This window comes from Isoptericola sp. NPDC056573 (genome assembly GCF_042793335.1).
GTDB lineage: Bacteria > Actinomycetota > Actinomycetes > Actinomycetales > Cellulomonadaceae > Isoptericola.
The window spans coordinates 16,813-28,837 of sequence record NZ_JBHTUY010000008.1 but is presented as its reverse complement, the minus strand read 5'-3'; the positions used below and the strand labels follow the sequence as shown (position 1 = coordinate 28,837).

Here is a 12,025-nt window from a genome sequence, read left to right as displayed (position 1 = left end):
CCCCGGCGGACCGTTGAGAGAGACGGAGGCCGGCCAGCAGAAGGTTGTGACAATGGCACTAGTCGTGCAGAAATACGGCGGATCATCCGTCTCCGACGCCCACAGCATCAAGCGCGTGGCGAAGCGGATTGCCGCGACCAAGCGAGCGGGGAACGACGTCGTCGTCGTGGTAAGCGCCATGGGCGACACCACGGACGAGCTCCTCGACCTCGCCGGGCAGATCACCCCCCTCCCCCCGCAGCGCGAGCTGGACATCCTCCTCACCTCCGGTGAGCGCATCTCGATGTCCCTGCTCGCGATGGCGATCACGAACCTCGGGGTCAAGGCGAAGTCCTTCACCGGCCAGCAGGCCGGCCTCATGACCGACGCGGTGCACGGCCGCGCGCGGCTCGTGGACGTGGTGCCGCACCGCATCCGCGAGACGGTGGAGAAGGGGCAGGTCGCGATCGTCGCGGGCTTCCAGGGGGTCAGCTCCACCAACGACGTGACGACGCTCGGCCGCGGCGGCTCGGACACGACGGCGGTCGCGCTCGCGGCCGGCCTCGACGCCGACGTCTGCGAGATCTACACCGACGTCGACGGCGTGTTCACCGCCGACCCGCGCATCGTCCCGAACGCCCGCAAGATCGACCGCGTCACCTACGAGGAGATGCTCGAGCTCGCGGCGTCCGGCGCGAAGGTCCTGGCCCTGCGTGCCGTGGAGTACGCGCGCCGCTACGACGTGCCCGTGCACGTGCGCAGCTCGTTCAGCAACACCACCGGCACCCTCGTCACCGGCACGCACGGCGACGCGATCGACCCGAACGCCCCGGCGGCCGAGCAGGAGGAAACCCAGATGGAAGCCCCGATCATCTCCGGCGTCGCGCACGACCGCAGCGAGGCCAAGATCACCGTCGTCGGTGTGCCGGACAAGCCCGGCACCGCGGCCCGCATCTTCGAGGTCGTGGCCGGCGCGGGCGCGAACATCGACATGATCGTGCAGAACGTGTCGGCGGCCCACACCGGGCTCACGGACATCTCGTTCACGCTGCCGCACGCGGACAGCCCCAGCACCCTGGCCGCGCTCAACGCGCTGCAGGAGGAGCTCGGGTTCGCGTCGCTGCAGTACGACGACCAGATCGGCAAGCTGTCGCTGGTGGGCGCGGGGATGAAGTCGCACCCCGGCGTCTCGGCTCGCCTGTTCGGCGCCCTGCGCGACGCGGGCATCAACATCGAGATGATCTCCACCTCGGAGATCCGCATCTCGGTGGTCACCCGGGAGGACGCCCTGGACGACGCCGTGCGCGCCATCCACACCGCGTTCGACCTGGACTCCGCCGACGGCGAGGCCGTCGTCTACGCCGGCACGGGGCGGTGACGCGCTGATGGTCCAGATCAACACCACCGGCGTGAACGTCGCCGTCGTCGGCGCCACCGGCCAGGTCGGCGGCGTCCTGCGGCGTCTCCTCGCGGAGCGCGCCTTCCCCGTCAAGGAGCTGCGGTTCTTCGCCTCGGCGCGCTCGGCGGGCAGCACGCTGCCGTTCGAGGGCGTGGACGTCGTCGTCGAGGACGTCGCCGCCACGGCCACCGACGACCTGGCGGACGTGGACGTCGCGATCTTCTCGGCGGGCGGCGGCACGTCGCGCGAGCACGCGCCCCGGTTCGCCGAGGCGGGCGCCGTCGTCATCGACAACTCGTCCGCGTGGCGGCTCGACCCCGAGGTCCCGCTGGTCGTCTCCGAGGTGAACCCGGAGGCGATCGCCGACGCCGCCAAGGGCATCGTCGCCAACCCGAACTGCACCACGATGGCCGCGATGCCGGTGCTCAAGCCGCTGGCCGACGAGGCCGGGCTGGAGCGCCTGCGCGTCGCGACCTACCAGGCGGTGTCGGGCTCGGGGGTCGGCGGGGTCAAGGAGCTCGCCGACCAGGCGCGCGCCGCCGTCGCCGGCGACCTCGAGGGGCTGGCGCACTCCGGCGCGGCGGTCGACTTCCCGTCGCCCGAGAAGTACGTCGCGCCGATCGCGTTCGACGTGCTGCCGCTGGCGGGCAACCTCGTGGACGACGGCTCCGGCGAGACCGACGAGGAGCAGAAGCTCCGCAACGAGTCGCGCAAGATCCTCGGCCTGCCCGACCTGGCCGTCGCGGGGACCTGCGTCCGCGTGCCGGTGTTCTCCGGGCACTCGCTGGCGATCCACGCCGAGTTCGGCGCCGCCATCACCCCGGAGCGGGCGCGCGAGCTGCTGGCCGCCGCGCCGGGCGTCGAGCTGGCGGACGTCCCGACGCCGCTGGCCGCGGCGGGCGCCGACCCGTCGTTCGTCGGCCGCATCCGCACCGACCAGTCGGTGCCCGGCGGGCGCGGCCTCGTGCTGTTCGTGTCGAACGACAACCTGCGCAAGGGCGCGGCGCTCAACGCCGTGCAGATCGCGGAGATCGTCGCCGCGGACCTGGCCGAGCTCGACGCGCTCGACGACGTCGACGCGGCGGAGGCCGCCCCCGCGAGGTAGCGCGAGATCTGCCGGGGTAGTTCCGGTCCCCGCGAGGTAGCGCGAGATCTGCCGGGGTAGCTCGGGGCCCGACGACGAGCGATCGTCGGCGGGCCCCGAGCCGTCCCGGCCGTCAGTGCGCGTCGAGGATCAGGCGCGTCACGCCTTCGGGGTCCTCGAGCATGGCCACGTGCCCGACCCCGGACAGGTACTCGAGCCGGGCGCCGGGCACGGCCTCGTAGCGGTGCGCGGACGCCGGGTCCCATCGCGGGTCGGCGTCTCCGAAGATCACCAGGGGCGACGTCCCCGCGGCGGTGAGCCGGTCCGGCACCGACCGCTCGGCGAGGTAGGCGGCGTAGCCGTCCATGACCTGCCGGAAGTCCCGGTAGCGGGTGCGGCGCACGCCGGCGAGGAAGCCGTCGGGCACCACCACGGGGCGTGCCGTCACCGAGCGGATCCCGCGGCGCAGCATGCCCGTGGTGCGCAGCGGCCAGAGCAGCGGGCCGAACGGTCGTCCCATGAGGACGCGCACGACCGCCGCCTCCGGGAGCATCGCGTCCGGAGCCGGCCCGGTGCTCAGCAGGACCAGCGCGCCGACCAGGTCCGCGCGTCGCTCGGCGAGCGCCGTCGCCACGTACCCGCCGCTGGAGTGCCCCACCACGGTCGCGGCGGTCGCGCCGAGCTCGTCGAGGAGCGCCGCGACCCGGTCGGCCTGCGCGGGGACGTCGTACGGGGGCGCCGGCGCCGAGCGGCCGCAGCCGGGCAGGTCGATCGCGAGGACGCGGCGGGACGCGGCGAGGGCCGGGATCGTGGGCGACCAGCTGGCCGCCGTCGCGCCCGACCCGTGCACCAGCAGCAGCGGCGGCGCGTCGGGCGGCCCGTCGACGACGACGTGGATGCCGGCCACGACCGCGTCGCGGCGGGGGCCGGTGGCAGGTTCCGTCACGGTTCCCAGCATCACCGGTCGCGTCCGGCGTCGCCGGGCGAAGGCTGCTCGACGACGACGGCGAGGTCCGCCCCCGCCCGCAGCAGGGCCACGGACCGTCCGGCGATCCGCTCCAGCCGCTCCCGCAGCGCGGCCTCGGCGTCGACCGTGCCGTCGAGGCCGTCCAGCGCTCCCACGACGGCGCGCAGCGCGGGGATGCCGTACCCCGCGGACCGCAGGGCGGCGACCACCCGGGCGGTGGCGACCGCGGCCGCGTCGTAGACGCGCGCCCCGAGGGAGCCCACCCGCCCGGGCGTCAGCAGGTGCTCGGCCTCCCAGTGCCGCAGCGCGGAGGTGCGCACCCCGAGCGCGTCGGCCAGCTCGGTGATCGTGAGGACGGCGCCGCTCGACGGGTCCGCGGGCTCGGCCCGGATCATCGCCAGCGCGTCGAGGGCCTGGAGGGTTCGGGCGCGCTCCGTGGCGAGCTGCGCGTGCAGCTCGTCGACTGCGGCGGCCGCGTCGACGAGGGGCGCGCCCCGGACCTCGATCATCGTGCGCCGCGCGACGACGGGCCCGACGGCCGCAGCGATCCCCCGGTAGGCGCGCGCGGCCCGGACATGACGCGCTCCATAGGCGCGGTACCCGTTCGGCTCGCGGTCGGCGGGAGGCAGGACACCGAGCCGTTCGAGGTCGCGCACCTGCTGCACCGAGTAGCCGGTGGCGCGCGCGACGTCGACGGTCCGCAGCGGACGCTCCATCCCCACCCCACAGAAGCACTTCAAGGTCACGCTTGAACCATGACGACGCCTCCGAGTATGGACCAGATCATCGCGGCCGTGCGGCGGCTCGAGGGCGTGCTCGTCCTTCAGCCCCGCGCCGGCGACGGGACGCCCGAGCTCGCCTGGGGCGACGCGTTCTTCTACTACGCCCCCGACGGCCAGGTGCCGACCGCCGTGCAGCCGTACGGCACGGTCGTCACCAAGAACTACCCCGACGACGTCTCGTGCGACCTCGACCGACCCGACCGGTGGCGCGTGAACGTGCACGTGGGCCGAGACCGGCTGCGGGCGCTCGTCGGGGACCGCGGGCCCGAGCGCGCCGTCGTCCCCGACGTCTTCCTCCCGCACCCGCTGTACGGCGACCTGGGGTGGGTGTGCGTCGTGAACCCGGGGGAGCGCACGGGCCGCAGGGTCGTGGAGCTGCTGCACGAGGCGCACGACGCCGCCCGCCGCCGGTCCGAGCGCCGCCGGTCGCTCGGCGCACCCGTCCGCCCGGCCGACCCGGCGAGGTAGCCCGCGCCGTGCCGAGGTAGCCCGGGCCGTGCCGAGGTAGTTCCGGACCTGCCGAGGTAGTCCAGGGCGTGCCGAGGTGGTTCGCGCCCCGGCGGGCGGTCGCTCCGGCGGCGAGGACGCGGGCAGGCTCATTGACTGGACGGATGTCGTGGTCCGCGGACACCTGGTCGAGCCTCGCGTTCGTCGTCGCGGGCGCCTGGATCGTGACGACGGCGCACCGGAGCGCTGCGGGGGCGTCGTCGCGTGTGGCGCTCGGCGTCCTCTCGATGCTGGTCGGCGTCGGGTCGGTGGTGCAGCACGGCCCCGCGCCCTCGTGGAATCCCGTGGTGCACGACCCGCCGTTGCTGGGCGCGTACGCGCTCGTCGCGGCGGACGCCGTCGCCGACCTCGCCGGGCGGCGGCTGCGGGCCCGGTGGTGGCTCGTCCCGATGCTGGCCGACGTCGTGCTGGCGGCCCTCTGGCCCGGGGCATCCGTCGTCGCGCAGGGAGCGGTGGCGGCCGTCGCCGTCGTGGCCGTGCTGCTGCGCGCCCGGGCCCGGCCGCGCCTGCGGCCCCGCCTGCTCCTGGCGCTGGCCGCGCTCGGTGTCGGCACGGTCGTCGGGACGCTCTCGCACCCTGCCTGGCACGTGCTCGCGGCGTCCGCGATCGCGGTGGTCGCGCCCGCGGTCGGACGGCGCTCGCCGCACTGAGCGGGACGGACCTGCCGGAAAGGGTTGCGCGCCGGCATGGGTCTATGGTTCATTAGTCGAGTAATGAACCCCAGAACCACTGAACCTGCCGTGAGGAGGCCCGCGTGTTCGACGGACCCGAACCCATCTACGTGCAGATCGCCCAGATGATCCGCGCGCAGGTGCTCGCCGGTGAGCTCGCGGAGGAGGAGCAGGTCATGTCGACCACTCAGTTCGCCACGACGTTCCGCATCAACCCCGCCACCGCCGCCAAGGCCTTCACCGGCCTGGTGGACGAGGGCGTCCTGTACAAGCGCCGCGGGCTGGGGATGTTCGTCGCCCCCGGGGCGCGCGAGCGGCTGCTGGACCAGCACCGCAAGGCGTACTTCGACGACGTGCTCGGCCCGGCGCTCGCCCAGGCCGACCTGCTCGGCATCCCGACCGACGACCTCGTCGCGTACGTCCTCGGCACCGGCCACCGGAAGCCCGGCGGCCCCACGACCACCACGGAGGAGTCATGACCCCCGCACCCTTCGGCGCCCGTCTCGACGACGTCGTCGTCCGGTTCGGAGCGCAGCGCCGCCTGACCATGGACGGCGCGGCCGTCAAGGACGAGGGCGGCACCGCCCTGGACGGCGTCACCCTGGACCTGCGTCCCGGCGTGATCACCGGGATCCTCGGGCGCAACGGCGCCGGCAAGTCCACGCTGCTCTCGCTGCTCGCCGCGTTCAACCGGCCCACCGAGGGCACGGTCCGCGTCGGCACGGGCGAGCTGCTCGAGGACCCGTGGGAGAACCCGTGGGTGACCGCGAACGTGCAGTTCGTCCGCGAGAGCGGCGACCTCATGGACGACGAGCGGGTCTCCGAGACCCTCAAGTACTACGCCGACCTGCGCCCGTACTGGGACGCCGACCTGGCCGCGCGCCTGCTCGACCTGTTCGAGGTGAACCCGCGCAAGAAGCCGACCGCGCTCTCGCGCGGCAAGCGGTCCGCCGTCGGGGCCGTCATCGGGCTCGCGGCGCGTGCCCCGCTGACGATCCTCGACGAGGTCTACCTCGGCATGGACGCGCCCACCCGGTACGCGTTCTACGACGAGATCCTCGCCGACTACGCCGAGCACCCGCGCACGATCCTGCTGTCCAGCCACCTGGTCGAGGAGGTCGAGCGACTCTTCGAGGACGTCGTCGTGCTGCACCGCGGTGCCGTGCTGCTCGCGGAGACCGCGGAGGAGATGCAGTCCCGCGGGTTCAGCCTCACGGGCCCGGTCGCCGCGGTCGAGGAGCTCGCCCGCGGCCGGCGCGAGCTGCACCGCCAGCGCCTCGGCGCGACGGTGCAGGTCACCGTCGAGGGAGCCCCGGACGACGGCGCCGCAGCCGCGGCGCGCGCGGCCGGCGTCGAGCTCGGCTCCCTGCCGCTGCAGGACCTGTTCGTGCGGCTCACGCAGCCGCAGGACGGCGAGCGGGCGGGGGAACCGCGATGAGCGCCGTCGTCACCCGCGCCGACCGCGACGCGTTCGTGGCCCGGGTGCACGCCCGCTCGGTGCGCAGGGTCGCGCGGTCGGTCGGCCAGGCGTCGCTCGTCATCGGGGGCGTGTTCTGGGCGATCTTCCTCGTCACGACCGTCGGCGTGCCGCTGGTCGTGCACCAGGCGGGGGGCGTGATGGGCGGGGGAGTGATGACCGGCGCCGAGTACGCGGCCCCGTGGTTCGCGCTCTCTCTCGGCATGATCGCGCTCGCCTCGCTCGTCGTCCCGCACCTGGCGGCCGGCGGCACGCGCCGGTCGCTGGCCGTGGGCGGCCTGCTGGCTTCGCTGGTCGCCGGCGTCGCGTACGGCGCCGCGTACGCGCTGATGCTGCTCGTGGAGCGCGGCCTCTTCGGGGCGCTCGGCTGGGAGTGGGAGCAGCTCGGCAGCGGTCTCGACGCCGGCGGCGCGTGGCTCGTGGTCACCGGCGTGGGGGAGGCGATCACCGTCGTCGTGTACATGCTGGTCGGGATGGCCGCCCAGGCCGCGTACCGGACGTGCGGCGTGTGGCGCGGCACGGCGCTCCTGCTGCCGGGCCTGGCCCTGCTGTTCCTCGTGGACCACGCCACCCGCAACGGGGCGTTCGCGGACGCCCTCGGCGGCCTCGGGCTCGGCGGGGGCCAGGCGCCCGCGGCGCTCGGCCTCCTGCAGGCGGTCGTCGTCCTCGCCCTGGCCGTCGGCTGGATGTGGTGGCAGGTGCGTTCCCTCCGACTGCGGCCGACGAGGTGAGCGAGATGACGACCACGACGGCCCTCTCGACACCCGATGCCGGCACGCTCCAGCGGGTCGCGTCGGCGGCGGTCCGCCGCCGGTTCGTCCGGAGGCTGCTGGCCGCGGGCGCCTGGTTCTGGGGCATCTGGGCCTTCGTCGTCGCCGTGGTCCCGGCCGCCGTGGACCAGTGGGGCGGGGAGCTCGTCGGCCTGACCTACGAGCTGGCGGGCGCTCCGGCGCGATGGGTCGCCCTCGCGGTCGCGGCTATCTACTGCGGAGCCTGGCTCCGCGGGCACCTCGCGGCGGGCGGGACCCGCCGGTCGCTCGTCATCGGTGTCCTGCAGGGAGCAGCGATCGTCGGCCCCGTGTTCGGCGTGCTGACGGTCCTGCTCACCCTCGCCGAGGAGCGGGTCTTCCGTGCCATCGACGAGCCGTGGCCGGGAGGTGCCACACCGCTGCCGCTCGACACGGTCGCCGGGATCGTCGTCACGATCGTCGGCGAGACCCTCGTCGTCCCGACCTATGCGCTCGTGGGCGCCGCGGCGATCGGCTACTACCGGGCGCTGCCGGTGCGCCTGTACCTCCTGGGCCCCCTGCACGCCGTCCCGCTGCTGGTCCCGCTCGCGATCGTCGACCTGTCGACGCGCACCGGTCTGCTCGGCATCCCGCTGCGCGGCGGGTACGACGACCCCGTCGTCGCGGCGCTCGTCGTCGCGATCGGCGGCGTCCTCGCCGTCGCGGTCGCCGGCGTCGGAGCTCTCCGGCTGATGGCCCGCGTGCGGGTCCGGCCGTGAACCACCCGAACCTCGCTGTCCGAGAACACCGAGGACCCCTGAACCGCACGACCGAGAGGAGCACCGAGATGGCCGACCCCATCGTGGAGGTCAGAAACCTCCGCAAGACGTACGGACCGAAGGTGGCCGTGGACGACGTGTCGTTCGCCGTCCAGCCCGGCGAGATCTTCGGCATTCTCGGCCCCAACGGGGCCGGCAAGACGACCACCGTGGAGACGCTCGCCGGCCTGCGGCAGGCCGACGGCGGCACCGTGCGCGTGCGCGGCATCGACACGCAGCGCGACCCCGCCGCCGTGCGGGACGTCCTGGGCGTGCAGCTCCAGGAGGCCACGCTGCACGACAAGATCACGGTGGCGGAGGCGCTGGAGCTGTTCGCCGGCTTCTACGCGGACCCGGCCGACCCGGCCGAGCTGATGGCGATGCTGGACCTGACGCCGCACGCCGACCGGCGGTTCGCCACCCTCTCCGGCGGTCAGAAGCAACGCCTCTCGATCGCCCTCGCTCTCGTCGGCAACCCGGAGATCGCGGTGCTCGACGAGCTCACGACGGGCCTCGACCCGCAGGCACGGCGCGCCACCTGGGAGCTGGTCGAGCGTGTCCGGCGGGCCGGCGTGACGGTCCTGCTCGTCACGCACTTCATGGAGGAGGCCCAGCGTCTGTGCGACCGCCTCGTCATCATCGACGCCGGGCGGGTCGTCGCCCAGGGGTCGCCCACCGAGCTCATCGACCGGCTGGAGGGCGGGCGCACGGTCGTCGTGCGGTTCGCGCCGCAGGACGTCGAGCGCGGGCGCCGTGAGCTCGCCGTCCTGGCCGACCGGGACCCCGAGGTCGAGGCGGTGGCACCGCTCGACGGGTCCGACGTCGAGATCGCGGTGACGGGCACCCGCCGGGTGCTCTTCTCTCTCGTCCCGGCGCTCGCCGCCGCGGACCTCGTGCCGGACGACGTCCGCACGGTCACCCGGTCGCTCGAGGACGTGTTCCTCGCCGTGACCGGCCGCACGTACGACCCCGAGGCGCAGTCGGCGCTCGTCAGCGAAGGAGCACGGTCATGACCACCGCCATCTCCACGGCCACCCCCGTGCGGCTGCCCCGCCGCGGCTGGCGCGGGTTCGGGCCGCTGCTGCGGATCGAGACCGCCGTCTGGCTGCGCGACTTCGGGTCGGTGTTCTTCGGGGTGCTGTTCCCGTCGGTCATCCTCCTCGGCGTCGGGTTCGCCATCCCCGGCATGCGAGAGCCGATCACCGACGCCCCGCCGGACTCGATCTGGTACGGCGTGACGCCGATCGCGACGTACCTGCCCACGGTGCTCGCCATGGCGATCGGGACGCTCGCCGTCCTGTCGTTGCCCGTGACGTTCGCGACCTTCCGCGACAAGGGCGTGCTCCAGCGGTTGTCCACGACGCCGATGCGTCCGCAGGTCCTCATCCTGGTGCACCTGATCATCAACGTGGTCACGTCGCTGGCCGGGGTGGCGCTCGCCCTCGTCGTGGCGCAGGTGGCGTTCGGCATCGTGCGCCCGAACCAGCTCGGCGTCGTCGTCCTCGCGTTCGTGCTGGGGATGCTGGCGATGTTCTCCCTGGGCATGCTCCTGTCCGCCGTGGTGAACAAGCCGTCGACGGCCAACGCGATCGGGTCGCTCGTCTACTTCCCGCTGCTGTTCCTCTCCGGGCTGTGGACGCCGGGGCCGATCATGCCGGACGTCATCCGGGACATCGGCCAGTTCACGCCGATGGGTGCGGCGACGCAGGCCATGGACGCCGGCTGGTTCGGCGAGGGGTTCCCGGCGCTGCAGTGCGTCGTCATGGTGGTGTGGACGGCCGTGCTGCTGCCGCTCGCCGCCCGCCTCTTCCGCTGGTCCTGACCTCGCGGCGGAGGGCCTCCCGCCGGGAGGCTCTCCGCCGCACGCACGGTTGCCCGGACGGACGGTAGAGTCCCGGCCCATGCGCAGAGTGGCGGAGCTCGCCGGGAAGTGGTTCGCGGTGCTCGTGGTGCTGGGCGGGGTGGCGGGGCTGCTCGCACCGGACGCCCTGTCTCCGATCGCGGCACAGACCCCGCTGTTCCTCGGGATCATCATGTTCGGGATGGGGCTCACCCTGCGGGGCTCCGACTTCGGGCTCGTCGTGCGGCGGCCCTGGGCGGTGCTGCTCGGCGTGGTCGCCCAGTTCACGATCATGCCGACGCTGGCGTGGGGGATCGGGCACCTGTGCGGTCTCGAGGGCGAGGCGATGATCGGCATGATCCTCGTCGGCGCCGCCCCCGGCGGCACGGCGTCCAACGTCATCGTCTACTTGGCGAAGGGCGACACGGCCCTGTCGGTCACGCTGACCTCGGTGTCCACGCTGCTGGCGCCCGTGCTCACCCCCGCCCTCGTGCTGTGGCTCGCCGGGTCGCAGCTCGACGTCACCTACGGCGCGCTCGTCACGTCCATCGTGCAGATCGTGCTGTTCCCCGTGCTGGCGGGCCTGCTGGTGCGGACGTTCGCCGGCGGGATCGTGGAGCGGTACCTGCTGCCCTACCTGCCGCTGGTCTCCGTCCTCGGGATCGTGATCGTGGTGGCCGGGATCGTCGCCGCGAACGCCGACGCCGTGCTCAGCACGGGGATCCTCGTGGCGCTCGCCGTCATCCTGCACAACGGCCTGGGGCTGCTGCTCGGCTACGGCGCCGCGAGCCTGGCCCGGCTCGACGAGGCCGCGCGCCGCGCGGTGAGCGTCGAGGTGGGGATGCAGAACTCCGGCCTCGCGGCCAGCCTCGCCACCACGTACTTCACGCCGGCGGCGGCCCTGCCCGCCGCGCTGTTCTCGGTGTGGCACAACGTCTCGGGCTCCGCGCTCGCGTCGTTCTGGGCGCGGCGTCCCGTCGTCACGGACGACCGGCGTGCGTCCGCCGGGGCGTCTAGCCTGCGACCGTGAGGCCGTTCCTCTTCCTCGGCACCCGCGCGGAGGACGCCGCGGCCGACGGCGAGTACGAGGCCGTGCTGCGCTACTCCGGGCTGACGCCCGCGTCCCTGCGGCGCGTGCGTCTCGAGCGGGAGCCGCTGCCCCACGTCGACCTCGACGCGCTCTCCGGGGTGATCGTCGGGGGCGGGCCGTTCAACTCCTCCGATCCCGAGCCCGAGAAGTCCGACGTCCAGCGTCGCGTCGAACGGGAGATGGCCGCCCTGCTCGACGTGCTCGTGGAGCGCGACTTCCCGTTCCTCGGCGCCTGCTACGGCGTCGGGACGCTCGGCACCCACCAGGGCGGCGTCGTCGACCGCACCTACGCCGAGCCGGTCGGCCCGGCCGAGATCGAGCTGACCCCCGAGGGGCTGGAGGACCCGCTGCTCGCGGGGGTGCCCGCCCGCTTCACCGCGTACCTCGGCCACAAGGAGGCGGTGCGCGAGCTGCCGCCGTCGGCCACCCTGCTCGCCCGCTCCGCCGACGCTCCGGTCCAGATGTTCCGCGTGCGCCGGAACCTGTACGCCACGCAGTTCCACCCCGAGCTGGACCTGGCCGGCATCGAGCAGCGGGTCGAGGTGTATCGCACGTACGGGTACTTCCCGCCCGAGGAGGGCGACCGCATCGTCGCGCGCTCCCGCGAGCACCAGGTCACCGAGCCGATGAAGATCCTGCCGAACTTCGTGGCCCGCTACGCCCGCTGAGACCTGTCAGGGCCA

At 73.9% G+C, this 12,025-nt stretch carries 14 protein-coding genes; 12 read left to right on the top strand and 2 right to left on the bottom strand.

What is annotated here, in order from left to right:
* Positions 1-52 precede the first annotated feature (52 nt).
* Positions 53-1,357, top strand: a complete 1,305-nt coding sequence (locus tag ACFQ8E_RS14645) for an aspartate kinase (protein ID WP_429734073.1) — start codon at positions 53-55, stop codon at positions 1,355-1,357.
* Between the two features lie 7 nt (positions 1,358-1,364).
* Positions 1,365-2,483, top strand: coding sequence for an aspartate-semialdehyde dehydrogenase (locus ACFQ8E_RS14640; RefSeq protein ID WP_430551297.1), 1,119 nt, complete (start codon positions 1,365-1,367; stop codon positions 2,481-2,483).
* 112 nt (positions 2,484-2,595) lie between these two features.
* Here the strand turns inward: ACFQ8E_RS14640 and ACFQ8E_RS14635 are convergent, their stop codons facing one another.
* Both ACFQ8E_RS14635 and ACFQ8E_RS14630 read right to left on the bottom strand, forming a co-directional pair.
* Positions 2,596-3,408, bottom strand: coding sequence for an alpha/beta fold hydrolase (locus tag ACFQ8E_RS14635; RefSeq protein ID WP_430551296.1), 813 nt, complete (start codon positions 3,406-3,408; stop codon positions 2,596-2,598).
* A gap of 11 nt (positions 3,409-3,419) precedes the next feature.
* A complete protein-coding gene (locus ACFQ8E_RS14630) occupies positions 3,420-4,145 on the bottom strand; it encodes a MerR family transcriptional regulator (RefSeq protein ID WP_430551295.1) in 726 nt (241 codons plus the stop codon).
* A 39-nt stretch (positions 4,146-4,184) separates the two neighbouring features.
* Here ACFQ8E_RS14630 and ACFQ8E_RS14625 point away from each other — a divergent pair, with 39 nt between their 5' ends.
* The 10 genes from ACFQ8E_RS14625 to ACFQ8E_RS14580 all read left to right on the top strand — a co-directional run bounded on the left by ACFQ8E_RS14625 (position 4,185) and on the right by ACFQ8E_RS14580 (position 12,010).
* Entirely contained in the window at positions 4,185-4,679 is a 495-nt protein-coding gene (locus tag ACFQ8E_RS14625) for a DUF6194 family protein (protein WP_430551294.1), read from the top strand.
* A 143-nt stretch (positions 4,680-4,822) separates the two neighbouring features.
* The gene (locus tag ACFQ8E_RS14620) at positions 4,823-5,368 is read left to right on the top strand and encodes a hypothetical protein (RefSeq protein ID WP_430551293.1); all 546 of its coding nucleotides are present in this window, start codon (positions 4,823-4,825) and stop codon (positions 5,366-5,368) included.
* A gap of 104 nt (positions 5,369-5,472) precedes the next feature.
* Complete coding sequence (locus ACFQ8E_RS14615) at positions 5,473-5,868, top strand: GntR family transcriptional regulator (RefSeq protein ID WP_430551292.1); 396 nt, start codon at positions 5,473-5,475, stop codon at positions 5,866-5,868.
* Positions 5,865-6,827 (top strand): ATP-binding cassette domain-containing protein, encoded by a 963-nt coding sequence (locus tag ACFQ8E_RS14610; protein WP_430551291.1) that lies wholly within the window; start codon positions 5,865-5,867, stop codon positions 6,825-6,827. The genes ACFQ8E_RS14615 and ACFQ8E_RS14610 overlap by 4 nt, the downstream gene beginning before the upstream one ends.
* On the top strand, positions 6,824-7,597 hold the full coding sequence (locus tag ACFQ8E_RS14605) for a hypothetical protein (RefSeq protein WP_430551290.1): 774 nt from the start codon (positions 6,824-6,826) through the stop codon (positions 7,595-7,597). The genes ACFQ8E_RS14610 and ACFQ8E_RS14605 overlap by 4 nt, the downstream gene beginning before the upstream one ends.
* A gap of 5 nt (positions 7,598-7,602) precedes the next feature.
* Entirely contained in the window at positions 7,603-8,373 is a 771-nt protein-coding gene (locus ACFQ8E_RS14600; protein WP_430551289.1) for a hypothetical protein, read from the top strand.
* 68 nt (positions 8,374-8,441) lie between these two features.
* Positions 8,442-9,425 (top strand): ABC transporter ATP-binding protein, encoded by a 984-nt coding sequence (locus ACFQ8E_RS14595; RefSeq protein ID WP_430551288.1) that lies wholly within the window; start codon positions 8,442-8,444, stop codon positions 9,423-9,425.
* Entirely contained in the window at positions 9,422-10,234 is an 813-nt protein-coding gene (locus ACFQ8E_RS14590; RefSeq protein WP_430551287.1) for an ABC transporter permease, read from the top strand. The genes ACFQ8E_RS14595 and ACFQ8E_RS14590 overlap by 4 nt, the downstream gene beginning before the upstream one ends.
* A 79-nt stretch (positions 10,235-10,313) precedes the next feature.
* The gene (locus ACFQ8E_RS14585; RefSeq protein WP_430551286.1) at positions 10,314-11,282 is read left to right on the top strand and encodes a bile acid:sodium symporter family protein; all 969 of its coding nucleotides are present in this window, start codon (positions 10,314-10,316) and stop codon (positions 11,280-11,282) included.
* Positions 11,279-12,010, top strand: a complete 732-nt coding sequence (locus ACFQ8E_RS14580; RefSeq protein WP_430551285.1) for a glutamine amidotransferase — start codon at positions 11,279-11,281, stop codon at positions 12,008-12,010. Before ACFQ8E_RS14585 ends, ACFQ8E_RS14580 begins: the two co-directional genes overlap by 4 nt.
* Positions 12,011-12,025: the final 15 nt, after the last annotated feature.